21 protein-coding genes and 2 tRNA genes are annotated in these 23,338 nt (G+C 71.5%); 13 read left to right on the plus strand and 10 right to left on the minus strand.

All coding sequences use genetic code 11. The annotated features are described in order from the left end of the window. Nucleotides 1-1,574: 1,574 nt before the first annotated feature. The 8 genes from SM573_RS12660 to rpmH form a co-directional block, all read right to left on the minus strand. The gene (locus tag SM573_RS12660; RefSeq protein ID WP_474613414.1) at nucleotides 1,575-2,588 is read right to left on the minus strand and encodes a ParB/RepB/Spo0J family partition protein; all 1,014 of its coding nucleotides are present in this window, start codon (nucleotides 2,586-2,588) and stop codon (nucleotides 1,575-1,577) included. A gap of 27 nt (nucleotides 2,589-2,615) precedes the next feature. After that, nucleotides 2,616-3,857: a ParA family protein gene (locus SM573_RS12665; RefSeq protein WP_474616141.1), complete on the minus strand. Its 1,242-nt coding sequence runs from the start codon at nucleotides 3,855-3,857 to the stop codon at nucleotides 2,616-2,618. 596 nt (nucleotides 3,858-4,453) lie between these two features. Continuing rightward, complete coding sequence (rsmG, locus tag SM573_RS12670) at nucleotides 4,454-5,347, minus strand: 16S rRNA (guanine(527)-N(7))-methyltransferase RsmG (protein WP_474616142.1); 894 nt, start codon at nucleotides 5,345-5,347, stop codon at nucleotides 4,454-4,456. A 4-nt stretch (nucleotides 5,348-5,351) separates the two neighbouring features. Further along, complete coding sequence (locus tag SM573_RS12675) at nucleotides 5,352-5,948, minus strand: Jag family protein (RefSeq protein ID WP_474616143.1); 597 nt, start codon at nucleotides 5,946-5,948, stop codon at nucleotides 5,352-5,354. Nucleotides 5,949-6,161: 213 nt separating this feature from the next. Continuing rightward, nucleotides 6,162-7,145, minus strand: coding sequence for a membrane protein insertase YidC (gene yidC / locus SM573_RS12680; RefSeq protein ID WP_474613411.1), 984 nt, complete (start codon nucleotides 7,143-7,145; stop codon nucleotides 6,162-6,164). After that, complete coding sequence (yidD, locus tag SM573_RS12685; RefSeq protein WP_474613566.1) at nucleotides 7,142-7,387, minus strand: membrane protein insertion efficiency factor YidD; 246 nt, start codon at nucleotides 7,385-7,387, stop codon at nucleotides 7,142-7,144. Before yidD ends, yidC begins: the two co-directional genes overlap by 4 nt. Before the next feature lie 44 nt (nucleotides 7,388-7,431). Then, the gene (rnpA, locus tag SM573_RS12690) at nucleotides 7,432-7,839 is read right to left on the minus strand and encodes a ribonuclease P protein component (RefSeq protein WP_474613410.1); all 408 of its coding nucleotides are present in this window, start codon (nucleotides 7,837-7,839) and stop codon (nucleotides 7,432-7,434) included. A 37-nt stretch (nucleotides 7,840-7,876) separates the two neighbouring features. Continuing rightward, entirely contained in the window at nucleotides 7,877-8,014 is a 138-nt protein-coding gene (gene rpmH, locus SM573_RS12695) for a 50S ribosomal protein L34 (protein ID WP_013736606.1), read from the minus strand. Between the two features lie 625 nt (nucleotides 8,015-8,639). Between rpmH and dnaA the strand changes: the two genes are divergently transcribed. The 6 genes from dnaA to SM573_RS12725 all read left to right on the plus strand — a co-directional run bounded on the left by dnaA (nucleotide 8,640) and on the right by SM573_RS12725 (nucleotide 15,068). Then, nucleotides 8,640-10,439, plus strand: coding sequence for a chromosomal replication initiator protein DnaA (dnaA, locus tag SM573_RS12700; protein WP_474613409.1), 1,800 nt, complete (start codon nucleotides 8,640-8,642; stop codon nucleotides 10,437-10,439). Between the two features lie 279 nt (nucleotides 10,440-10,718). Next, entirely contained in the window at nucleotides 10,719-10,991 is a 273-nt protein-coding gene (locus SM573_RS12705; RefSeq protein ID WP_474613408.1) for a hypothetical protein, read from the plus strand. Between the two features lie 211 nt (nucleotides 10,992-11,202). After that, nucleotides 11,203-12,336 carry a DNA polymerase III subunit beta gene (gene dnaN / locus SM573_RS12710; RefSeq protein ID WP_474613407.1) on the plus strand — a complete coding sequence of 378 codons (1,134 nt, stop codon included), beginning with the start codon at nucleotides 11,203-11,205 and terminating at the stop codon, nucleotides 12,334-12,336. A gap of 38 nt (nucleotides 12,337-12,374) precedes the next feature. After that, nucleotides 12,375-13,247 carry a phosphogluconate dehydrogenase (NAD(+)-dependent, decarboxylating) gene (gene gnd, locus SM573_RS12715; protein ID WP_474613406.1) on the plus strand — a complete coding sequence of 291 codons (873 nt, stop codon included), beginning with the start codon at nucleotides 12,375-12,377 and terminating at the stop codon, nucleotides 13,245-13,247. Between the two features lie 14 nt (nucleotides 13,248-13,261). Further along, the gene (gene recF / locus SM573_RS12720) at nucleotides 13,262-14,395 is read left to right on the plus strand and encodes a DNA replication/repair protein RecF (RefSeq protein ID WP_474613405.1); all 1,134 of its coding nucleotides are present in this window, start codon (nucleotides 13,262-13,264) and stop codon (nucleotides 14,393-14,395) included. 160 nt (nucleotides 14,396-14,555) lie between these two features. Further along, nucleotides 14,556-15,068, plus strand: a complete 513-nt coding sequence (locus SM573_RS12725; protein ID WP_474613565.1) for a DciA family protein — start codon at nucleotides 14,556-14,558, stop codon at nucleotides 15,066-15,068. A gap of 64 nt (nucleotides 15,069-15,132) precedes the next feature. Here SM573_RS12725 and SM573_RS12730 read toward each other — a convergent pair whose 3' ends face one another. After that, the gene (locus tag SM573_RS12730) at nucleotides 15,133-15,351 is read right to left on the minus strand and encodes a hypothetical protein (protein ID WP_474616144.1); all 219 of its coding nucleotides are present in this window, start codon (nucleotides 15,349-15,351) and stop codon (nucleotides 15,133-15,135) included. A 102-nt stretch (nucleotides 15,352-15,453) separates the two neighbouring features. On the opposite strand from SM573_RS12730, the gene SM573_RS12735 reads away from it, so the two are divergent. Continuing rightward, nucleotides 15,454-15,921, plus strand: a complete 468-nt coding sequence (locus SM573_RS12735; RefSeq protein ID WP_474616145.1) for a MarR family winged helix-turn-helix transcriptional regulator — start codon at nucleotides 15,454-15,456, stop codon at nucleotides 15,919-15,921. Between the two features lie 63 nt (nucleotides 15,922-15,984). On the opposite strand, the gene SM573_RS12740 is transcribed toward SM573_RS12735, so the two are convergent. Beyond that, entirely contained in the window at nucleotides 15,985-16,566 is a 582-nt protein-coding gene (locus tag SM573_RS12740; RefSeq protein WP_474613402.1) for a hypothetical protein, read from the minus strand. Between the two features lie 524 nt (nucleotides 16,567-17,090). On the opposite strand from SM573_RS12740, the gene gyrB reads away from it, so the two are divergent. The 6 genes from gyrB (at nucleotide 17,091) to SM573_RS12770 (ending at nucleotide 23,080) form a co-directional block, all read left to right on the plus strand. After that, entirely contained in the window at nucleotides 17,091-19,034 is a 1,944-nt protein-coding gene (gene gyrB, locus SM573_RS12745; RefSeq protein WP_474613401.1) for a DNA topoisomerase (ATP-hydrolyzing) subunit B, read from the plus strand. A 126-nt stretch (nucleotides 19,035-19,160) separates the two neighbouring features. Further along, the gene (gyrA, locus tag SM573_RS12750) at nucleotides 19,161-21,680 is read left to right on the plus strand and encodes a DNA gyrase subunit A (RefSeq protein WP_474613400.1); all 2,520 of its coding nucleotides are present in this window, start codon (nucleotides 19,161-19,163) and stop codon (nucleotides 21,678-21,680) included. Between the two features lie 4 nt (nucleotides 21,681-21,684). Beyond that, on the plus strand, nucleotides 21,685-22,575 hold the full coding sequence (locus SM573_RS12755) for a DUF3566 domain-containing protein (protein WP_474616146.1): 891 nt from the start codon (nucleotides 21,685-21,687) through the stop codon (nucleotides 22,573-22,575). 140 nt (nucleotides 22,576-22,715) lie between these two features. Further along, a tRNA-Ile gene (locus SM573_RS12760) sits at nucleotides 22,716-22,789 on the plus strand. A 42-nt stretch (nucleotides 22,790-22,831) separates the two neighbouring features. After that, nucleotides 22,832-22,960, plus strand: coding sequence for a DLW-39 family protein (locus tag SM573_RS12765; protein WP_240032904.1), 129 nt, complete (start codon nucleotides 22,832-22,834; stop codon nucleotides 22,958-22,960). Between the two features lie 44 nt (nucleotides 22,961-23,004). Further along, nucleotides 23,005-23,080: transfer RNA gene (locus SM573_RS12770), tRNA-Ala, on the plus strand. Nucleotides 23,081-23,338 lie beyond the last annotated feature (258 nt).

A 23,338-nucleotide genomic window follows, 5' to 3' on the forward strand; every position in this document is an offset into this window, starting at 1 on the left:
GCGGGGCGGCAGCGGTCCCCGTCAGCGGGGCGTAGCCTGCCAGCCAGGCGAGGCGACGGCGGTGACCAAGGGGCAGGGGCATGTGGTCGGTCGGTGGCCGACGCCGTGGGCTTGATGCCGGCGTGGGCTGCCGCGCCTTGCCACTCGACGCTTCGCCCCGACTGGCCTGGGGCTCGGATGAATCAACACGCTCCCGCCGAGCTGCGCGGCGCGCGCCAGGCCGCCCGGCCCATCCCTAAGCACGGCATAGCGCCAGCGACCGGACCCCTGTTTCACGTGAAACGCCCGCCCCGGGGACGTACGCCGGAGAGAGCCGGTCGGGCCGTCCCCGAGGAGAGGCCGGGCGGCCAAAGACCGTCGCCGACGATTCGGCGCCATCGAACCTCGCCCGCACCAATCTCGCCCTGGGTGGTCGCCACAAGTAGTTCGCCCCTGTCGGCTCGACGCGCCCCTGTCGGCCGACGGGGCTACGCGGCCGCGCCACCCGAGGCGTGTGATCACCGGTATGCCCCGCCGGCGAGCAACCGCGCCAAACGCGATGACGCTCCCTATCCCCGAGTCGGCGGCGTCGCCACTACCCGGGAGGACGCCTCTCGAGGCCGGCGCCCGGCCGGGCGTCAGTCCACCGCGCAACTCTGGACCGGGTCAGAGACGGGAACCTGCAACGGGTGCTCCCAGCGCATCGGGTACCGGAGGGCAGAGTCGAAAACGCGAGCGGCAGCGCCTCGCCGCTCGTCGTCATCCGGACCGCGTCGGGCGCGCTCGGAGCCAAGTCGCCGTGCGCGCTCCTCGGCGGTGCTGCGGGCGTCCGCCTCGATGTCGCGCACGCTCGCACACGGCCACGCCAACGCGCTCGGAGCCACCTCGCCGTGCTCGGACCCGACCACGCTTCCGCGCTCGACGCCGCCGCGGCGGCCCTCCCGGTCGCCTCGAAAGGGTCGAGGTGGCGCAGTCGGCTGCGCTCAGTGCGTCCCCGGCGGGACTTCGGCGAGTGGTCCCGATCCAGGGCTCGGCGGCATTCCACCCGGACAGACGCACTGACGAAAACCGTGGCTCGCCTCTGCGACCGACCGTAGCCGCCCTCGCCGCGCGTGTGGCGAGGAGCGAGCCGTTCCACGTGAAACCACATGCCGCGAACCGCGAGGCGCGCCAGCCCGGACCGGAGGGGGCGGTCGGTCCCGCCGCCTCCCGGCCGTCCGCAACCCTCCCGACCCTCTCGTCTCGGGTGCCACCCTTCCGCCAAGCCTGCGTCCCGGACGCCGCCCGCCGGCACCCGTGCTCTGCGACGACCGCCGCGCCTCTCGGACGCCCCCTGCGGCAATCCCTCTTCGCCGACGTCGGTGCCTCGCGGACGCTCCCTCCGGCAATCCTCTTCACCGACGTCGGTGCCTCGCGGACGCCCCCTCCAACAACCCCGCCCCGCTGCCACGCCCGCGTCTCAGCGTGACGTCCGGCCGCCGTATCACCGAGGCCGAGCGACCGCCCTCAAGTCCGCTCACCCGGAGCCACCATCAGCACCAGGACACGAAGCGGCCGCACGCTCAGAGAGCGTACGGCCGCCTGTGAACCCTGGATCAGCCTTCGGACGGCTCCTGGCCGACACCGATGATCCCCACGATGCGCTCCAGGTCGTCGACGGTGGCGAACTCGATCGTGATCTTCCCCTTGCTCCGGCCGATGTCCACCTTCACCCGGGTGTCGAAGCGGTCCGAGAGCCGATCCGCCAGATCGTTCAGCGCGGGCGCGTGCGGCTTCGACCGTCGTTTCGCGGCCGGTGCCTTCGCCGGGCCGTCGCTCAACGCCAGGGCGACGATCTCCTCGGTGGCGCGTACGGAGAGACCCTCGGCGACGATCCTCAGGGCGAGCTGCTCCTGCGCCTCCGCGTCGTCGAGGCTCAGCAGCGCACGGGCGTGCCCGGCGGAGAGGACGCCGGCCGCCACACGGCGCTGCACCTGAGCGGGGAGGTTCAGCAACCGGATGGTGTTCGAGATCTGTGGGCGGCTACGTCCGATCCGGCGGGCCAGCTCCTCGTGGGTGGCGCCGAACTCCTCCAGCAACTGCTGATACGCGGCCGCCTCCTCCAGCGGGTTGAGGTTGGCCCGGTGGATGTTCTCCAGCAGCGCGTCCCGCAGCATGTCGTCGTCGCGCGTATCCCGCACGATCGCCGGGATGCGGTCCTTGCCGACCGCCTGGGCGGCCCGCCAGCGCCGCTCGCCCATCACCAGCTCGTACTTCTCGTCGTCGAGCTGGCGTACCACGATGGGCTGAAGGAAGCCGACCTCCTGGATCGAGGTCTTCAGCTCCTCGAGCGCCTCCTCGTCGAAGACCTGTCGGGGCTGCTTCGGGTTCGGCACGATCGCGTCGACCGGGATCTCCGCGAACCGCGCTCCCGGCACCGGGCTCAGTGCGGGCTCTGACTGGGCCGCCGCGGCCGGGTGCTCGGTGGCCACGCCCACTCCGCCCGCGGCGGCCAGAGCCGCGGGCGAGGTGCCGCCCGCCGCCTCGGCCGCGCCAGCGCCCAGCGCCGGCCCGGTCGGAATGAGCGCTCCCAGGCCCTTGCCCAGACCGCCCCGAGGACGGTTCTTCATGCCACGCCTCCCGACGCCTCGTCCGCACTACGCATTCCGGCCCACCGGCTCCTTGACGCCCCGCTCGGCGATCTCCTGGGCCGCCTCGAAGTAGCTCGTCGCACCCCGAGATCCGGGATCGTAGGTCATCACCGACTGCCCGTAGCTGGGTGCCTCGGAGACCCGCACGTTGCGGGGGATGACCGCCCGGAGGACCTTGTCCCCGAAGTGGTTGCGAACGTCCTGCTCGACCGCGTCGGCCAGGCGGGTACGCCGGTCGTACATCGTGAGCAGGATGGTGGAGACCTCGAGCCGCGGGTTGAGATGCTGGCGGACCAGGTTGATGTTGTTGATGAGCTGGTTCAGCCCCTCCAGCGCGTAGTACTCGCACTGGATCGGGATCAGCACCTCCTGCGCCGCCACCAGGGCGTTCACGGTCAGCAGACCGAGCGAGGGTGGGCAGTCGATGAAGACGTAGTCGAAGTGGCCGGGGTAGGCGGCGATCGCCCGAGCCAGCCGCGACTCGCGAGCCACCACCGAGACCAGCTCGATCTCCGCGCCCGCCAGGTCGATGGTCGCCGGCACGCACCAGAGGTTGGGGATGCCCTCGACCGCCTGGGCCACCTCCTCCAGCGGCACGCTGTTGATCAGGCAGTCGTACACGTCGGGCACCCCGGTGTGGTGCGGCACGTTCAGCCCGGTCGAGGCGTTGCCCTGCGGGTCGAGGTCGACCACCAGGACCCGGTTGCCGTGCAGCGCGAGCGCGACCGCCAGGTTCACGGTGGTGGTCGTCTTTCCCACGCCGCCCTTCTGGTTCGCGACGCACATGACCCGGGTCCGCTCCGGTCGAGGCATCGTCACCTCGCCACTGGGGTTCAGGATCTGCACGGCGCGCATCGCCTCCATTGCCAACGGTGGGTCATCGTCATCGGCCGTTTCACGTGAAACGAACGCGGGATCAACCGGCGCGGCCGCGTACGGCTCGCCCGGGACAGCGGAGGTGTCGGGCAGTGCGGCGGCGGAGGCCGCGTCCCGTACCACATCGGGGGTCGGCTGGTGGGGGACCGGCGGCTCGAACCGCGCCGACGCGGGTGCGTTGCGGCCGCTCGCGGTCGACCGGGCGTCGGTCGGCGCGTTCACCGGGCGCGGGACGGAATCCGCCGCGCGACGCGTGGTCGGCTGCTCCGACTCCGAGCCGTCCGACGACCAACCCGGATAGCCGGTTTCACGTGAAACGTGGTCGCTGGTGGAGCCCATGCGTGGGTCGTCGTACCTGCCGTCGTCATGCACCTGTCATCCCTGCCCGCTTCGGATGGTCGGTCCGCACCCGTCAACTGGCCACGCCCGCGCACGGCTCCCGCGGCGCCTGCGGCCGGCGAGAGCGGCCGGCACGGTCCAGGTCCGCCACCGCCCGCTCCACACTATCGACGCGCGGCCAGCCTACGGCGCACGGGCGCGGCCGGTCCACGTCGGGTTCTCATCCCTTCGCTCCACCCGCATCGGTTCAACGACGCAACCGCCGGGTGGGAAAGGCTTCCCGGCGGCGGAAGCGCTGGTCATCCAGCCGGTACCGCACCATCTGGTGCCCGTACCGGGTACGAGAGCGACCGGTATCACAGGACGGCGACCTCTGACCCCTCAGGAGGCGCGCCGGCCCGCCGCAACCCGGTCGTCCGGGTCGCGCGGAACGGGCAGGAGCGCGGCCGACCGCGGGAGCCGACGCACAACCGACCGAAGACCGGCGCCGGGCGCGATCGACACCGACCGGAGGCTCGCGGCGGTTGCGACAAGCACCGACCCGGAAGCTGCCGGCCGCTACCGACCCGGACCGACCGGAGACAGTCGGCCGCTGCCGACCCGGACCGACCTGCTCTCGGCTGCGGCCGTCAACGCCGGCGGGAACGACCGCCCCGTGACTTCTTGCCGGCGGACCGGGCCCGGGCCGGGCCGACGACCCGCTCCCGTACGACCTCCACCACCGTGGTCGGTGGATCGATCACGCCGACGCCGCACAGGTGCACACTCGGCTCCCCACCACCGAGTCGTGACACGGCGGCCCCGTGCTCGGCGATCTCCTCGGCGGCCGAGGCGCCCTTGAGCGCGACGAGCCGCCCGTTCGGCACGGCGAGGGGAAGGCACCAGCGGGCGAGCCGGTCCAGCGGCGCGACGGCACGCGCGGTGACGACATCTCCGCGCAGCGGCGCCACACCCGTCGCGCCGGTGGCCGCCTCCTCGGCCCGCCCCCGGAACACGCGGACGGACGCCCCCAGGCCGAGCCGCTCGACCGCCTCGACGAGGAAGGACGTGCGGCGGGCCAGCGGCTCGATGAGGGTGACCGACAGGTCGGGACGGGCGATCGCCAGGACGAGGCCGGGCAGGCCGGCGCCGGATCCCACGTCCAGCACCTCGGCGCCCTCCGGGATCCGTTCGGCCACCGCGGCGCAGTTCAACAGGTGCCGGTCCCAGATGCGGGGCGCCTCACGGGGGCCGATCAGACCGCGGACCACGCCGTCGGTGGCCAGCAGCTCCGCGTACGCGGCGGCGAGGTCGAGACGGTCGCCGAAGAGGGCACGAGCCGCGGGGGCCAACTCGGGCGGCAACGTCGCGACGGCGGGATCGGGGCTGTCCGCCGACGACGTGTCCGCGGCCGTCCGGCCCGGGTCGGTGACGCCGGCAACCGACGAGCGACCGGCACGCGAGTCGGGCCGGACAGGCGACGGCCCGGGCGGCGTGCCACCCGGGCCGGTCGCGGCGTCGGCCGCGATGTCGTCGTGGGTCACCCCGTCAGTCCACCGGCCGGACGACGATGCGCCGGTTGGGCTCGACGCCCTCCGACTCGCTCTCCACACCGGCGATCGCGTTGACCACGTCGTGCACGCACTTGCGCTCGAAGGCGGACATCGGCTCGAGCCGAACCGGCTCGCCGTACTCCTTGACCTTCTCCACCGCGTTGCGGGCGACGGCGGCGAGCTCCTTGCGGCGGGTGGCCCGGTAGCCGCCGACGTCGAGCAGCAGGCGGCTCGGCGTGCCGGTCTGCCGGAAGACGGCGAGCCGGGCCAGCTCCTGGAGCGCCTCCAGGGTGGCCCCACGCTGGCCCACGAGGTTCTGCAGCCGGCCGCCGACGACCTCCACGACCGGGCGTCCGCCCGAGACCAGCTCGTCGATGTCGCCGTCGTAGTCGAGGATGTCGAGCAGGCCCTCGACGTAGTCGGCCGCGATCTCGCTCTGCCGGAACAGGTCGCTGTCGGCCGGGGCCTTCTTCTCGCGGCCCGCGCCGCCGGCCTCCTCCGCCTCGGCGTCGGTGTCGTCGGCCGCCTCGACGGGAGCGGTGCCCTCCTCGTCCAGGGACTCGTCGGCGTGGGGGATGCTGGTGTCCGTCACGGTCTCATCTCCGTACTCGCTCGGCCGGACCGTCGGGTCCGCTGGTCTCCCGGGGCCGGCGGGAGGTCGCCGGTGCCCACGGGCACGTCTGTACGGGCAGTGTCGCCCGTGGCCGCGCCTCGCGCGGTGCGTTCCGCCCGGCGCCGGCCGTACGGCGGCTGCACGGTGCGGAACGGGCCGCCGGCGGTCCCCCGCGGGCGGCCCGTACTCACGCTAGCCCTGCCGCTTGGCGGGGCGACCCTTCTTCGGGTTGACCGGCTTGGCGCCCGGCTTCGGCCCGGCCACCTTGGGCGCGGTGGCCTTGGTCGGCGCCGGCGGCGCGGACTTGGCGCGCCCGAACAACCCGGCCGGACGCGCCGGCTGCACCGGGTTGCGGGCGCCGGTGGTGGCCTTGCTGGTGGCGGTGGGCGGCGGCGGGTACTTGCGCAGCACCCACTGCTGCTGGCCGAGGGTGAAGAGGTTGTTGGTGACCCAGTAGATGATCACACCGATCGGGAAGATCGCACCCGAGACGAGCAGCGAGAGCGGGATGCCGTAGAGCATCAGGCGCTGGATCATCCGCTGCTGCGGGTCCTCGGCCCACCCGGTCTTGAGGATCATCTGGCGGCTGGTGAGATAGGTGGTGCCCATCATCACCAGGACCAGGATGCCGGCGATGACCTTGACGGTCGTGCCGTTGGCGCCGAGCCGCGCCAGCTCGTCGGCGGTGGAGCCGAACTTGCCGGCGATCGGGGCGGTGAAGAGCTTCGCGCTGGAGGCGCTGTCGAACTGGTCGACCGACCAGCCGTAGAGGGTCTTGGCCTGCTTGGCCGGGTCGAGCCGGCGCAGCACGTGGAAGAGGCCCAGGAAGACGGGGATCTGGAGGAACATCGGAAGGCAGCCCATGAGCGGGTTGGCCTTTTCCTTCCGGTAGAGCTCCATCATCTCCTTCTGGAGCGTCTCCCGGTCACCCTTGTGCTTCTCCTGCAGCGCCTTGACCTGGGGCTGCAACGCCTGCATGGCGCGCTGCGACTTGATCTGCTTGACGAAGACCGGGAACAGGATCACCCGGACGGTGACCACCAGGAAGACGATGGCCAGGATCCACGCGAAGTTCGTGCCGATCACGGCCTCGACCGGCACTCCGATGGCGTCCCAGGCCGAGTGCCAGGTCAGCAGGATCCACGAAATCGCGTAGTAGATCCAGTCGAGACTCAATTCGGAGCTCCAGTCACGTCGGGACGGCGGCGACCGCCCGGCTCCGGCACCGGGTCATGTCCACCTGGGTGGAAGGGGTGGCAGCGCAACAACCGCCGGACCGCGAGGCCGGTCCCACGGACCGCGCCGTGCCGCGTCACCGCCTCCAGGGCGTAGGCGCTGCACGACGGGTAGAACCGGCAACGGGCCGGCAGTGCCGGACTTATCCACCGACGGTACGCGATGATGGGCCCGATCAGCACACGGGCGGCCGCGCTGCCGGGCCGGGAGGTGGTGGGTCCCGCGCTCACCGACGCCGCCCCCGGGAGGTGCGGGCCGCGGCGATCGCGGCGTCCAGGTCGGCGCCGAGGCGGGGGTAGGAGGCGTCGGCGGCCGGCGGGAGCGCCCGGACGACCAGAGTGCTGCCGGCCGGCAGCTCGCTCAGCCGCTCGCGGACCAGATGCCGCAGCCGGCGGCGGACCCGGTTGCGGACGACCGCGGGCCCGACGGCCTTGGACACGACGAAGCCGGCGCGGGTCGGTGCGGAGGGCTGCTCCGCACCGGCGTTCCGCGCCGGCTCCGGCGACGTCGATGTCGCGGCCTCCGGGGGCAGGGTCAGGTGCACCACGACGGCGCCACGGCCGGCGCGCCGGCCACCCCGGACCGCTGCGGCGAAGTCGGTGCTGCGCCGCAGTCGCTGCGCGGCCGCCAGCACGACTGCCTCACGTCCCCCCGGACCTGCCCGGTCGGCCTCAGGCCGACAGGCGGGCGCGGCCCTTGGCGCGACGGGTCGAGATGATGGCCCGGCCGGCCCGGGTGCGCATGCGCAGCCGGAAGCCGTGGGTCTTGGCGCGCCGGCGGTTGTTCGGCTGGTAGGTGCGCTTGCTCACGTCAGGCTCTCCGTTGTCTACGCCCCGGGCGGTGACTGCCCGGGAATCGTGGTGGTCCAGGCCACTCGGCGGTGGCCTCCGATCGGTGCTGCCCGGTGACGCGACATCCTCGGCGGAGCGGGGAGACGTCGGGGACAGCAAGCACCCATCACCCTAGCAGAGGGCGTGAGAGCAGCCGCTCCAGCCTACGCAGGGGGGCAATGACCGTCAAACGCCTCACCCCGGTTCCACCCGGACGCGCCGACGACCGAAGGGGCGGTTTTCGCTCATACCGACAACGCCCGGGACGCGTCGCCGGTTGATGGCGCAGGGACAACGCTGTTACCGTGCCCGATTGCGGTCGGCGTCGGGGGGTCGAGTCGTCGTCGGCCGGCAAGACCGGACAAGGTAGTGAATCGTTCGGCACGGTGTACCCGCTTCAGCGCCCGTTCAGGCAGGGGCAGGTCCCACCCGCGTCCGACGAACGGCCACAATCGGTCGGTACACAGGCTGTGGATAACTTGTGGACGACGACTGGTCGGCCGTTCGGGTGGTGAGGAGCCACCCGCGGGAACGCGGCGGGCCCGGGACGGCCCGTTGGCAGACAGCGGCGGCCGGGGAGCAGAGGCGAGGGGGTGGCACGACGGTGGCCGGTTCGACCGACCTTGCCGCGGTGTGGACGGCGACGACCGACGAGCTCGCCGACGAGATCATCTCCGCCCAGCAGCGGGCGTACCTCCGGCTGACCCGGCTGCGCGCCATCGTCGAGGACACCGCGCTTCTCTCCGTGCCGGACGCCTTCACCCGGGATGTGATCGAGTCGCGGCTGCGCCCTGCGATCACCGAGGCGCTCACCCGCCGGCTGGGCCGGCCGATCCAGGTCGCCGTCACGGTCCGGGTGGCCGAGGACGCGGCCGGCAGGCCGGCCGGCACCGTCTACCGCAGCGGCCCGGAGCCGGGGTCGGGCGACCCGGAGATCGGGCCGGCGGGTCTGCTCGACGATCCGGCCCCGTTCGCCCGGCCGGAGCTGCCGATCCCCGAGCAACCGCAGCCCGATCGCGCACCGGAGCACCCGACGGCCCCGCTCGCCGACCCGCACCGCGCGAATCTCGGGTCGGGCGGTCACGACGCGCAGGAGACGCTCTTCGGCGCCGCCTTCGGCGAGCCGCCGCCCGCTCCCCGGGCGGCACCCGAGCGGCGCACGTTCGACGAGCAGGCGGCCAGGCTGGACCCGCCGGGTCCGGACGCCCGTGCCTACGAGACGCGGTACCGCGAGGACGCGGCGTCGCCTCGGGACCAGCACGTGATCCGGGCGCTGCCCCGTGACGGGGCCACCGACAGCGGGCCCGGACGCGGTGGCGCGGATCACCGCCCGGGTCTGCGGGACGAACGGCGGCTCCCCGGCGCCGACACCGGCGGCAACCGGCTCAACCCGAAGTACATGTTCGAGACCTTCGTCATCGGCTCGTCCAACCGCTTCGCGCACGCGGCGTCCGTCGCCGTGGCCGAGTCGCCGGCGAAGGCGTACAACCCGCTCTTCATCTACGGCAGCTCCGGGCTGGGCAAGACCCACCTGCTGCACGCCATCGGGCACTACGCGACGACCCTCGGCAACGCCCGTTCGGTGCGGTACGTCTCGACCGAGGAGTTCACGAACGACTTCATCAACTCGCTGCGGGACGACAAGACCAGCGCGTTCCAGCGGCGCTACCGGGACGTGGACATCCTCCTGATCGACGACATCCAGTTCCTGGAGAACCGGGAGCGGACGCAGGAGGAGTTCTTCCACACCTTCAACACCCTGCACAACGCCAACAAGCAGATCGTCATCACCTCCGACCGCTCGCCGAAGCAGCTGGCGACGCTGGAGGACCGGCTGCGTACCCGGTTCGAGTGGGGACTGCTCGCCGACATCCAGCCGCCGGACCTGGAGACGCGGATCGCGATCCTCCAGAAGAAGGCCGCCCAGGAACGCCTCTTCGCCCCGCCGGACGTGCTGGAGTTCATCGCCTCCCGGGTGTCGAACTCGATCCGCGAACTCGAGGGCGCCCTGATCCGGGTGACCGCGTTCGCGAGCCTCACCCGCTCGACGGTCGAGCTGTCGCTGGCGGAGGAGGTGCTGCGGGACTTCATCCCGGACGGCGCCGGCCCGGAGATCACGGCCGACCAGATCATGGTCTCGACCGCCGACTACTTCGGGGTGAGCCTGGAGGACCTGCGGGGGCACTCGCGGTCCCGGGTGCTGGTCAACGCCCGCCAGGTGGCCATGTACCTGTGCCGGGAGCTGACCGACCTGTCGCTGCCCCGGATCGGGCAGGCGTTCGGCGGCCGGGACCACACCACCGTCATGCACGCCGATCGCAAGATCCGGCAGCAGATGGCCGAGCGGCGCTCGCTCTACAACCAGATCGCCGAGCTGACCAACCGGATCAAGCAGAACACCTGAGGCGTACGCGCGACCGAGAGAACACCGAGCCCCGCCCGTCGGCGGGGCTCGACGCTTTCCACAGCCCGGCCGCCTTGACCCTCGACCCGGTCGAGCCTCCAGGATCGGGGCGTGTCCGTCCACCGCCCCGACTCGTTGTCCACATCCCGTTGTCCACCGACGGTGGATAACTACGCTCGGTTCGCTCCCCGTCACCCACAGGCTGTGGACAGTGCCTGGGGACAGGGTGTGGACGGGTGGGGACAACGGGTGCCGTCATCCACCGATGACGGTCGACCTGTGGGTGACCTGTTGAAGGATCTGGGGATGACGGCGAACGTGACGATCCGGGCGGTCCACAGGCCTGGGGAGAAAGTCGGTGGATTGGCGGTGGACAACCGGTGGACAACCGTGGACAACCTGGGGGTGAGCCGGGCCTGTGGACTCGGACACGGGTTTACACCCTGGTTCTCCACAGCCAACTCACCGGTGGATAACCTGTCTCACCTGCGCGAACGCCGGTTCTCCACAGTTTGCACAGGTGCGATGAAGACGATGAGTTATCTCTTCTGAAAGAACAAAAACCAATCATCACCGTTGGACTTTCTGTGGATCGGGCCGGTCGCTGCCGGAGCAACGGTGAGCATCGACCCGCTGCACGGGGTCGGGCGCACAGCCGATGCCCTCGCGCCCTAAGGTGCGATGGGTACCCGCACCGTCAGGCGGGTCGGCAGGCAGCGGTCGGCATGAGAGAGTTGTCGTCGACGTCGACGCGGAGGCATTGATGAAGTTCCGAGTGGAGCGCGACGCGCTCGCCGAGGCCGTGGCCTGGACCGCGAAGAGCCTGCCCAACCGGCCGTCCGTTCCGGTGCTGGCCGGTGTCATGCTCCGGGTCACCGACGGCAACCTGCAGGTCTCCGGCTTCGACTACGAGGTCTCCAGCCAGGTGACGGTCGAGGTGCAGGGGGACGCCGACGGCGCGGCCCTCGTCTCCGGCCGGCTCCTTGCCGAGATCACCAAGGCACTGCCGGCCAAGCCGGTGGACATCGCCGCGGTCGGGGCCCACCTCGAACTCGTCTGCGGCAGCGCCCGGTTCACCCTGCCCACGATGCCGGTGGAGGACTACCCGTCCCTTCCGGAGATGCCGCAGAGCGCCGGCACCGTCGACGCGGCCGCCTTCGCCGCCGCGGTCGCCCAGGTGGCCGTCGCCGCCGGGCGTGACGAGACCCTGCCGATGATGACGGGCGTACGGATCGAGCTCTCCGGCAACACCCTGGCGATGCTCGCCACCGACCGCTACCGGCTCGCGCTGCGCGAGATCCAGTGGAACCCTGACGACCCCGACGTGAGCATCAACGCCCTGGTGCCCGCCCGCACGCTGCACGACACCGCCAAGGCCCTCGGGCCCGTCGGCGGCGAGGTCACCCTGGCGTTGGCCGCGGGTGGCGCGGGCGAAGGCATGATCGGCTTCGCCGGGGGTACGCGGCGCACCACGAGCCGCCTGCTCGACGGGGCGAACTACCCGCCGGTCCGCTCGCTCTTCCCGAGCAGCCACAACGCCGAGGCCCGGGTGGCGGTCAGCACGCTGATCGAGGTCGTCAAGCGCGTCGCGCTCGTGGCCGAACGCACCACCCCGGTGCTGCTGAGCTTCAGCGGCGACGGCCTGGTCGTCGAGGCCGGCGGCTCCGAGGAGGCGCGGGCGAGCGAGGCCATGGAGGCATCCTTCACCGGCGACCCGCTGACCATCGGTTTCAACCCTCAGTACCTGATCGACGGCCTGGCCAACATGGGCGCACAGACGGCCGTGCTCTCGTTCGTCGACGCCTTCAAGCCCGCGGTGATTTCGCCCGCCGGCGAGGATGGCGAGGTCCTTCCCGGGTACCGCTACCTCATCATGCCGATCCGCGTCTCCCGCTGATCGCGCCCGCAACACCCACGCACCGGAGGTAAGGACAGATGCAGCTCGGCCTTGTAGGACTCGGCCGGATGGGCGGCAACATGCGCGAGCGGTTGCGCGCCGCTGGCCACGAGGTGGTCGGTTTCGACCACAACGCGGAGCTGAGTGACGTCGCCTCCCTCGCGGAGCTGGCGGAGAAGCTCGAGTCGCCGCGGGCGGTCTGGGTCATGGTCCCGGCCGGCGTCACCGACGCGACCATCGACGAGCTGGCCGGCGTGCTCGGTGAGGGCGACATCATCATCGACGGCGGTAACTCGCGCTTCAGCGACGACGCCCCCCGCGCCGAGCGGCTGAACGAGCGCGGCATCGGCTACATCGACGTCGGCGTGTCCGGTGGCGTCTGGGGCCGGCAGAACGGCTACGCGCTGATGGTCGGTGGAGCCGAGGAGCACGTCGCGCGGCTCATGCCGATCTTCGAGTCGCTGAAGCCCGAGGGCGAGTTCGGCTTCGTGCACGCCGGCCCCGTCGGTGCCGGTCACTACGCGAAGATGGTGCACAACGGCATCGAGTACGGCCTCATGCACGCGTACGCCGAGGGCTACGAGCTGCTCGCCGCCTCCGAGCTGGTCACCAACGTGCCGGGTGTGTTCAAGTCGTGGCGCGAGGGCACCGTCGTCCGTTCCTGGCTGCTCGACCTGCTCGACCGGGCTCTCGACGAGGACCCGGAGCTGGCGGAGCTGAGCGGCTACACCGAGGACACCGGTGAGGGTCGCTGGACGGTGGACGAGGCGGTCCGGCTGGCGGTGCCGCTGAACGTCATCACGGCCTCGCTCTTCGCCCGGTTCGCGTCCCGCCAGGACGACTCGCCCGCGATGAAGGCGGTCGCCGCGCTGCGCCAGCAGTTCGGTGGGCACGCCGTCCGCAAGCGCTGACCGGTCCACCACCTGTGTACGTCCGCCGGCTGGAACTGGTCGACTTCCGCTCGTACGAGCAGATCGGCGTGGACCTGGAACCGGGGGCGAACGTGCTGATCGGCGCCAACGGCGTCGGCAAGACCAACCTGGTCGAGGCGCTCGGCTACGTGGCGACCCTGGACAGTCACCGGGTCGCCACGGACGCACCGCTGGTGCGGATGGGCGCCGGGTCGGCGGTGATCCGCTGCGCCATCGTGCACGACGGCCGGGAGCTGCTGGTCGAGCTGGAGATAGTCCCGGGCAAGGCGAACCGGGCGCGGCTCGGCCGCTCCCCGGCCCGCCGGGCCCGGGACGTGCTGGGCGCGCTGCGGCTGGTGCTCTTCGCCCCGGAGGACCTGGAGCTGGTTCGCGGTGATCCGGCCGAACGCCGCCGCTACCTGGACGACCTGCTGGTGAACCGGCAGCCCCGGTTCGCCGGGGTGCGGGCCGACTACGAGCGCGTGGTCAAGCAGCGCAACGCGCTGTTGCGCACCGCCTACCTGGCCCGGAAGACCGGCGGATCGCGGGGCGGGGACCTCTCCACGCTGGCCGTCTGGGACACCCACCTGGCCCGGCACGGGGCGGAGCTGCTCGCCGGCCGTCTGGAGCTGGTCGCCGCGCTGGCGCCGCACGTGGCGAAGGCGTACGACGCGGTGGCCGCCGGGCGGGGTGCGGCCGGGATCGCCTACCGACCGTCGGTGGAGCTGCCGGAGCCGACCACGGACCGGAGCGTGCTCGCCGACGCGCTGACCGCCGCCCTCGCCGAGGCCCGCTCGGCGGAGATCGAGCGGGGCACCACACTGGTCGGCCCGCACCGCGACGAGCTGGCCCTCACCCTCGGCCCGCTGCCCGCCAAGGGGTACGCCAGCCACGGCGAGTCCTGGTCGTTCGCGCTCGCCCTCCGGTTGGCCGGTTACGACCTGCTGCGTGCCGACGGCATCGAGCCGGTGCTGGTGCTCGACGACGTGTTCGCCGAGCTGGACGCCGGGCGCCGGGAGCGGCTGGCCGAACTGGTGGGCGGGGCGAGTCAGCTGTTGGTGACGTGCGCGGTCGACGACGACGTGCCCGCCGCGCTGCTCGGCGCCCGGTACGCGGTGGGCGAGGGGACGGTGCGGCGTGTCGGATGAGCCGGAGCGCGCCGGGGCGGAGGCGGCCGGGGCGGGTGGAGCGAGCCGCGCCGCCTCGACCGGTCGCCGGGTCGCGCGTACGACCGGTGACGGCACCGACGGCGGAGGCCGGGCCGACCCGCCGAGCGGCACCGGCGCGGCGGCCGAGGGCCCGGACGGGGTGTCCGGGCCGCAACTGGCCCGTGCGGTGCTGGACGCCGCGAAGGCCCGGCGGGAGGTGGCCGCCCGGACGCGGCGGCGGGCCGGGAGCGGCGGGGCCGGCGGGACGGGTGGCGGCGAGCGGCGCCTGCGGGGCTACTCCGGCCCGGGGCCGGACCCGCGCGACCCGCAGCCGCTGGGCGCCGTGCTGAACCGGTTGGTCAAGGCGCGCGGCTGGCAGCAGCCGGCCGCCGAGGCGACCGTCTTCGGCGCCTGGGAGCGGGTGGTCGGGCCGGAGGTGGCCCAGCACAGCCGCCCGGTGAAGCTGGAGAACGGCGAGTTGACCGTGGAGGCACGCTCGACCGCGTGGGCGACCCAGCTGCGGCTGCTCGCCGGGTCGCTCCTGCAACAGATCGGGCGGGAGGTCGGGCACAACGTGGTGCGCAAGCTGCACATCCACGGGCCGGCCGCGCCGTCCTGGTCGCGGGGGCCGCGCCGGGTGCGTGGCCGCGGGCCGCGGGACACCTACGGCTGACCGGCTCGCCCGCCGTCGTCCCGGCGTGCGGGCGCCAGCCGCGCCGTGCTCCGGCGTGCGGCCGTCAGTCGCGCCGTGCCTCGCGGGCGGCGCGCTTGCGCTCCCGCTGCTCCCGCGTGTAGCGCTTCCGGTTCTCCAGGTCGCGTTTCCACAGCTCGCGCGCGATCGCCGAGCCGCCCTGCACGGCGCCCTGCACCTCGGCCGGGCCGGCCAGGTACTTGTAGGCCCACCTCCAGAGCCGACCGCCCTCGCCCGGCGCCCGGGCCGGCTTCTCCTCGCCCATGCCACCCGCCTCGCCTCGTGGTTCGCCGCAGATAGTTTGTGCACCAATCATTGGGGAACCAACTATCGGTACGATAGCAGTCGGTCTAGGAGAGGGCGAGACGTGCAGCACGAGGTGGGCGGCCGCGATCCGCTGGCGCTGGAGGAGCAGGTGTGCTTCGCGCTGTCGGTCGCCGCGCGCAGCGTCGTCGCGGTCTACCGCCCGCTGCTGGAGCCGATGGGGCTGACCCATCCGCAGTACCTGGTCATGCTGGCGCTCTGGCAGCACGCGCCGCTGTCGGTACGCGAGCTCAGCCGCCTCCTGCAACTCGACCCCGGCACGCTCTCGCCACTGTTGAAGCGCCTGGAGGCCGCCGGTTACCTCCGCCGCGAGCGGGCCGCCGGCGACGAGCGGAGCCTCGCGGTGACCCTCACCGCCGCGGGGCAGGCGCTGCGGGCGCGCGCCGAGCAGATCCCGCCCGCGATCGTGGCGCGGCTCGGGATGCCCCTGGAGGAGCTGCAACGGCTGCACGGCGCGCTCACCGACGTCATCGCGGCGGCGAACCGCGCCGGAGCCGGGCCGCTCACCTAGCGGCGGGCGTCCGGCCGGCGTCGCGCCGCGCGGTCCCGGCCCCTGCCCGGACGACCCCGGCCGTCAGGGGTGTGTGGCCCGCCGGGGGGCCTCCGACTCGGCGTAGACGGCGAAGCCCCGGTCCGCACACCGCCGGTAGAAGGCGGCGAGCACGCTCAGCTCGGCGCAGGTGAAGTTCCACTGCGGCGGGTCGCCGCTCTCGTCGCGCAGCGCGTCGAGCCGGGTGTCCAGCCAGCGGAGCTGCTGCTCGGCCAGGCGGCCGTCGCCGAGCAGCTTGCGCAGCACCGTGCTGACCGAGTCGAACGTCACCGCCTCACCGTGCTCCCGGTGCCCGGCGACGAACCGTTCGATGCCGTCGGCGATCCAGGCGCAGCCATCCGGATCGATCACCGGGTCCTCGTCCTCCGCGGCGGCGTCCGTGGCGTAGAGCACACCCTCGAGGCCGAGCAGCAGGTCCACCAGTTCGGTGTACGCGGTCGCGCGGACCGTGCCGGTCTTCGCGATCAACTCGGCCAGCGCGGCTGTCGGCGCGGAGATCCGTGGCATGTCGACGATCTCGCCGAAGTCGACGAACTCGGCCGGCGCGACCGGATCGTAGAAGCGGCCGGTACGCGGCCAGTGCACCGCGACGTTGTCCAGCCCCATCTGGGGTCACCTCTTAAGCAACGTGTGGGGGTCGATCGGGTCGATCGTCCGGTTCCCGCGGAGAAAGATCAAGCCGAGCCGGAGACCGCCGCAAACGTACGGCACCCGCCGGTCGCACCGCGACCCCTGACCCGCCCGACTGCGGGTGCACCGTCGAGCGGCGCCGCCCCTCGATCTTGGCCTGGCGTGTAGGGGGAGTCGCGGACGACGCGGTTCGGCCGGCTACGGAGTTCTCAGGCGCTTTGCGAGGGTGCCGAGTGGCGGTTCTACCGCCAACGCACAGTAAGATTGACGGAGAGACGAAGACCCGGTGCGGAGCGACGGACACGGGCCCGGAAGGGCCCGCGATCATTGTCCACGTCGGGTCGAGCCGATCGCGATCCGCGGGCAACCGCGGCGACCGGCGCGTACCGACCCGTGACCGGACTCCTCCGGCGCCGGTCCGCGCCGACGTCGCGTCCTGTCCGCCGAACCCGCGCCCGACGTGCCCATCCGGCGCTGACGGCGCGAGAAAGTGGCCGAGGGTGGCAGCGCAGGAAAACCAGCAGTACGGCGCAGAATCGATCACCGTTCTCGAGGGGTTGGAGGCGGTCCGCAAGCGGCCCGGCATGTACATCGGGTCGACGGGCGAGCGGGGTCTGCACCACCTCGTCTGGGAGGTTGTCGACAACGCGGTCGACGAGGCGCTGGCCGGCTACTGCGACACCATCGACGTGGTGCTGCTGGCCGACGGCGGCGTCCGGGTCACCGACAACGGCCGAGGCTTCCCCGTCGACCTGCACCCGAAGCTGAAGAAGCCGGGCGTCGAGGTGGCGCTGACCGTGCTGCACGCCGGCGGGAAGTTCGACGGCAAGGCGTACGCCGTCTCCGGCGGTCTGCACGGCGTCGGCGTGTCGGTCGTGAACGCGCTCTCCACGAAGATGTTCGTGGAGATCCACAAGGACGGCTTCGTGTGGCGGCAGAGCTACACCAACTCCAAGCCCAGCCCGCTGGAGAAGGGCGAGCCGACCGACCGCACCGGCTCGGCCGTGTCGTTCTGGCCCGACGCGGCGGTCTTCGAGACCGTCGAGTTCGACTTCCAGACCATCTACCGGCGCCTCCAGGAGATGGCCTTCCTCAACCGGGGCCTCACCATCCACCTGCTCGACGAGCGCAGCGAGGACGACGAGGGCAAGCCGCGCGAGGTGACCTTCCTCTACAAGGGCGGCATCGCCGACTTCGTCCGGCACCTCAACGCCTCGAAGAACCCGATCCACAAGACGGTGGTCGAGTTCGGCGCCGAGGAGGAGGGCATGTCGGTCGAGATCGCCATGCAGTGGAACGAGTCGTACGGCGAGTCGGTCTACACCTTCGCCAACACGATCAACACCCACGAAGGCGGCACCCACGAGGAGGGCTTCCGGGCCGCGCTGACCAGCGTCGTCAACCGCTACGGCACCGACCGGAAGCTGCTCAAGAGCGACGAGAAGCTCTCCGGCGAGGACATCCGCGAGGGCCTCGCGGCGATCATCTCGGTGAAGCTGGCCAACCCGCAGTTCGAGGGGCAGACCAAGACCAAGCTCGGCAACACGCCGGTGAAGAGCTTCGTGCAGCGGGTCTGCAACGAGTGGCTCGTCGACTGGTTCGACCGGAACCCGGCCGAGGCGAAGATCATCATCCAGAAGGCATCCCAGGCGGCCCGCGCCCGGATCGCCGCCCAGCAGGCGCGCAAGCTGGCCCGGCGCAAGTCGCTGCTGGAGTCCGGCTCGATGCCGGGCAAGCTGGCCGACTGCCAGTCCACCGACCCGCGGGAGTCCGAGGTCTTCATCGTCGAGGGCGACTCGGCGGGTGGTTCGGCGAAGCAGGGTCGCGACCCGCGGGTCCAGGCGATCCTGCCGATCCGCGGCAAGATCCTCAACGTGGAGAAGGCCCGGATCGACCGGGTGCTGAAGAACGCCGAGGTCCAGGCGCTCATCACCGCGCTGGGCACCGGCATCCACGACGACTTCGACATCGAGAAGCTGCGCTACCACAAGATCGTGCTGATGGCCGACGCGGACGTCGACGGGCAGCACATCCAGACGCTGCTCCTCACGCTGCTCTTCCGCTTCATGCGCCCGCTCGTCGAACTGGGGCACGTCTACCTGGCCGCCCCGCCGCTCTACAAGATCAAGTGGAACAAGCGGGGCGACGACGCGCAGTACGCGTACTCCGACCGCGAGCGCGACGGGCTCATCGCGCTGCGCCAGCAGCAGAAGCCGAACGCCAAGCCCGACGACATCCAGCGGTTCAAGGGCCTCGGCGAGATGAACTACCCGGAGCTGTGGGAGACCACGATGAACCCGGCGACCCGTACGCTCCGCCAGGTGACGCTCGACGACGCGGCAACCGCCGACGAGTTGTTCAGCGTTCTCATGGGGGAGGACGTGGAGGCACGCCGGTCGTTCATCCAGCGCAACGCCAAGGACGTCCGGTTCCTGGACATCTGACGGGCAGCGGGCCGGCCGGCATCCACCGGCCGGCCCGCTGATCCACAGAGTTATCCACAACTTGGCCGGTTTCCACAGCGGTTATCCACAGCACAAAAACGACTCACAGTCTGATAAGGGTATACAGTGACCGATTCCCCCGAGTCCACACCGAACGAGCCCGAGGTCCCCGAGGCCGCCGGCGCCGTGGTCGCGCACGACCGGATCGAACCGGTCGGGCTCGAGGTGGAGATGCAGCGCTCCTACCTCGACTACGCCATGAGCGTCATCGTCGGGCGCGCGCTGCCGGACGTCCGGGACGGGCTCAAGCCGGTCCACCGCAAGATCCTCTACGCCATGTTCGACTCCGGCTACCGGCCGGACCGCGGCTACGTGAAGTGCTCCCGGGTCGTCGGCGACGTGATGGGCCAGTTCCACCCGCACGGCGACTCGGCCATCTACGACGCGCTGGTCCGGATGGCCCAGCCCTGGTCGCTGCGCTACCCGCTCGTCGACGGCAACGGCAACTTCGGCTCGCCGGGCAACGACCCGGCCGCGGCCATGCGGTACACCGAGTGCAAGCTCGACCCGCTGGCGATGGAGATGCTGCGGGACATCGACGAGGACACCGTCGACCTGCAGGACAACTACGACGGCCGGGCCAAGGAGCCCACCATCCTGCCGTCCCGCATCCCGAACCTGTTGATCAACGGCTCCGAGGGCATCGCGGTCGGCATGGCCACCAAGATCCCGCCGCACAACCTGCGGGAGATCGGCGCCGCCGTGCAGTGGTGCCTGGAGAACCCGGAGGCCGACGAGGCGACCACCCTCGAGGCACTGCTGGGGATCGTCAAGGGCCCGGACTTCCCGACCCACGGCCTGATCGTTGGCACCGCCGGAATCCAGGACGCCTACCGGACCGGCCGGGGCTCGATCCGGATGCGCGCCGTGGTCGAGGTCGAGGAGGACAAGCGCGGCCGTCCGGCGCTGGTCGTCAGCGAGCTGCCCTACCAGGTCAACCCGGACAATCTCGCCGAGCGGATCGCCGAGCTGATCAAGGAGGGCAAGCTCGGCGGCATCGCCGACATCCGCGACGAGTCCTCCGGGCGTACGGGCATGCGGATCGTGCTGGTGCTCAAGCGCGACGCGGTCGCCAAGGTGGTGCTCAACAATCTCTACAAGCACACCCAGCTCCAGGAGACCTTCGGCGCCAACATGCTGGCGCTGGTCGACGGGGTGCCGCGCACGCTCAACCTGGCCCAGTTCATCCGCTACTACGTCGAGCACCAGATCGAGGTCATCCGCCGGCGGACCGCGTTCCGGCTCCGCAAGGCGGAGGAGCGGGCGCACATCCTGCGCGGCCTGGCCAAGGCGCTGGACGCCCTGGACGAGGTGATCGCCCTGATCCGGCGTTCGCCCACGGTCGAGGACGCCCGGCAGGGCCTGATCCGGCTCCTGGAGATCGACGAGATCCAGGCGACCGCCATCCTCGACATGCAGCTGCGCCGGCTCGCCGCGCTGGAGCGGCAGCGGATCCTCGACGACCTGGCCAAGCTCGAGCTGGAGATCGCCGACCTCAAGGACATCCTCGCCAAGCCCGAGCGGCAGCGGCGGATCGTCTCGGACGAGCTCGGCGAGATCGTGGCCAAGTGGGGCGACGACCGCCGGACGCAGATCGTGCCGTTCGACGGTGAGGTCTCCATGGAGGACCTCATCGCCCGCGAGGACGTGGTGGTCACGATCACCCGCACCGGCTACGCCAAGCGGACGAAGGTCGACCAGTACCGCTCGCAGCGACGCGGCGGCAAGGGCGTCAGCGGTGCCTCGCTGCGCCAGGACGACATCGTCAGCCACTTCTTCGTCTGCTCGACCCACGACTGGATCCTGTTCTTCACCAACAAGGGCCGGGTCTACCGGGCCAAGGCGTACGAGCTTCCGGAAGCCAGTAGGGTGGCCAAGGGCCAGCACGTGGCCAACCTGCTCGCGTTCCAACCCGACGAGCAGATCGCACAGATCATCGAGATCCCGAACTACCAGGTGGCGCCCTACCTGGTACTGGCCACGAAGAACGGCCTGGTGAAGAAGACGCGGCTTGAGGAGTTCGACTCCAACCGGTCCGGCGGCATCATCGCGATCAACCTGCGCGATGAGGACGAGCTGGTCGGCGCCGCACTGGTCGCGCCGGAGGACGACCTGCTGCTGGTCTCCAAGAACGCGCAGGCGATCCGCTTCAACGCCAGCGACGAGGCGCTGCGGCCGATGGGCCGGGCGACCTCGGGTGTCATCGGGATGCGCTTCGCCGAGGACGACGTCCTCCTGGCGATGGAGGTGGTCCGGCCGGGCATGGACGTCCTGGTCGCGACGAACGGCGGATACGCGAAACGTACGCCGATCGAGGAATACCCGGTCCAGGGCCGGGGAGGTAAGGGCGTGCTGACTGCGAAGATCACAGAGCGACGGGGTGGTCTGGTCGGCGCGGTGGTGATCGACCCGGACGACGAGCTGTTCGCGATCACCAGCAACGGTGGTGTCATCCGGACTCCGGTGAAGCCTGTACGCCGTACGCGTGACCGGAACACAATGGGGGTCAAGCTGATGGACCTTCCGGACGGCGTGACTATCGTGGCGATTGCTCGCAATGCCGACGAGCCTGACGAACAGGACTAGTTGAATGACGGAGACACAGGCGAAGTCGGGGAACACGGGGACCTCGGCCAACCCGGTCGACGAGGAGGCCGCCGGAGGCGGCGCATCTGCGACCGGCCGCGCGGCCGTGGGCCGGGCAACCGTCCCCGCCGACGCGCCTGCCCCGAAATTCACCCGGGCTCCCGGGATGACGCCCCCACCCGACAAGCCGACCGACGACGCCGGGTCCGGCGAGAAGACCGAAGCGGTGCCGAGCGAGGCGGCCGCCGCCGCTGGTGCCGCCAAGGCCGCCGGAGCGGCCCGGTCCAGCAGCACCCAGCAGATCCCGGTCCGGGCCGGGCTGCCGGCCAGCGGCACCACCGGCACCCAGCCCCGGGTCACCGGCACCGCGAAGCCGGAGGCCGCCCGCCCGGGCGTCGCTCCCGGCCGGGCGCCCAACGGCGGTGGCCTGCCGCCCGGGATCGGCAACGCGGCCGCCGTCGGGGCCGCCCGGGTCGGTGACGCCGTACGCGCGGCCCGCACCTCGGTCAGTTCGGCCGCGTCCCGCGGGCCACGCCGCGCCCGGCTGAACCTGAAGCGCATCGACCCCTGGTCTGTGATGAAGTTCGCGTTCGCCGTGTCGGTGGTGCTCTTCATCGTGGTCGTGGTGGCGACCTCGGTCCTCTATCTCGCCCTGGACGCGATGGGTGTCTTCCAGAGCGTCAACGACAGCCTGACCGACCTGGTCAGCGCCGGTGGCGGGCAGAGCACCGATGGTTTCCAGATCACCGCGAAGGGCGTGATCCTCAGCTCGGCCCTGATCGGCCTGGTCAACGTCGTGCTCTTCACGGCGCTGGCAACGCTCGCGGCGTTCGTCTACAACGTCTGCGCCGACCTCGTCGGCGGGATCGAGCTGACGCTCGCCGAGCGCGACTGAAAGGCACCGGACGCCGGGGCGCCGCGGAAAGCGATCGCCCCGGCGTTCCGTACTCGGGTAGGTTCGACGGCGACGGGCGGCACGCCGACCCCGATTTGGGGCGGTAGACGCGGATGGGTTAACCTTGCTCGTCGCAACGCGGGGCTATAGCTCAGTCGGTTAGAGCGCAGAGCTGATAACTCTGAGGTCGCTGGTTCGATTCCAGCTAGCCCCACCGCACGTCCTCCGACGGCAGCCGAGCGCAAGGGGTCGCCCCGTGGTCAAGAAGCTTCTGATTCTGGTCGGCGTTGTCGGCGTGGCCGCCGTCGTGGCCAAGAAGATCAAGGCGTCCAACGACGAGCGTGCCCTCTGGCACGAGGCGACCACCGCGCCCGACCTGCGCTGAGGCCTGTCGTCGGCAGTAGCGACACAGCGGCGACGCCCGCTCCCGGGGCCCTAGCTCAACTGGCAGAGCACTGCCTTTGCAAGGCAGGGGTTAGGGGTTCGAGTCCCCTGGGCTCCACCAGCACTTTCAACGGTTGATCTCGGTCCTGAGTACAGCCAAGCGGTCTCGCCGTCCCCTCCTCACCCGGCAGGCGATCGATGGCCGAGGCAGTCTGCCGATCCGTCGCCGGCAGGATGTCTCCGTAGGTGTCGGCCGTCATCCGGATGGTGGAGTGCCCAAGCAGCTCCATGACCGTGCGTAGCTCCTCGCCCCGGGCAGCGAATCACGGCACGAGTAACAGGCGACACCGACGCTCGCCCATGGGCACGGGACGAGACG

Source organism: Micromonospora xinjiangensis (assembly GCF_056150165.1).

Excerpts from the sequence above, each read along its gene's own strand:
- SM573_RS12730 (WP_474616144.1), bottom strand. The coding sequence starts at position 15,351 with ATGGGCGAGGAGAAGCCGGCCCGGGCGCCGGGCGAGGGCGGTCGGCTC.
- SM573_RS12660 (WP_474613414.1), bottom strand. The coding sequence starts at position 2,588 with ATGAAGAACCGTCCTCGGGGCGGTCTGGGCAAGGGCCTGGGAGCGCTC.
- SM573_RS12740 (WP_474613402.1), bottom strand. The coding sequence starts at position 16,566 with ATGGGGCTGGACAACGTCGCGGTGCACTGGCCGCGTACCGGCCGCTTC.
- gnd (WP_474613406.1), top strand. The coding sequence starts at position 12,375 with ATGCAGCTCGGCCTTGTAGGACTCGGCCGGATGGGCGGCAACATGCGC.
- SM573_RS12755 (WP_474616146.1), top strand. The coding sequence starts at position 21,685 with ATGACGGAGACACAGGCGAAGTCGGGGAACACGGGGACCTCGGCCAAC.
- dnaN (WP_474613407.1), top strand. The coding sequence starts at position 11,203 with ATGAAGTTCCGAGTGGAGCGCGACGCGCTCGCCGAGGCCGTGGCCTGG.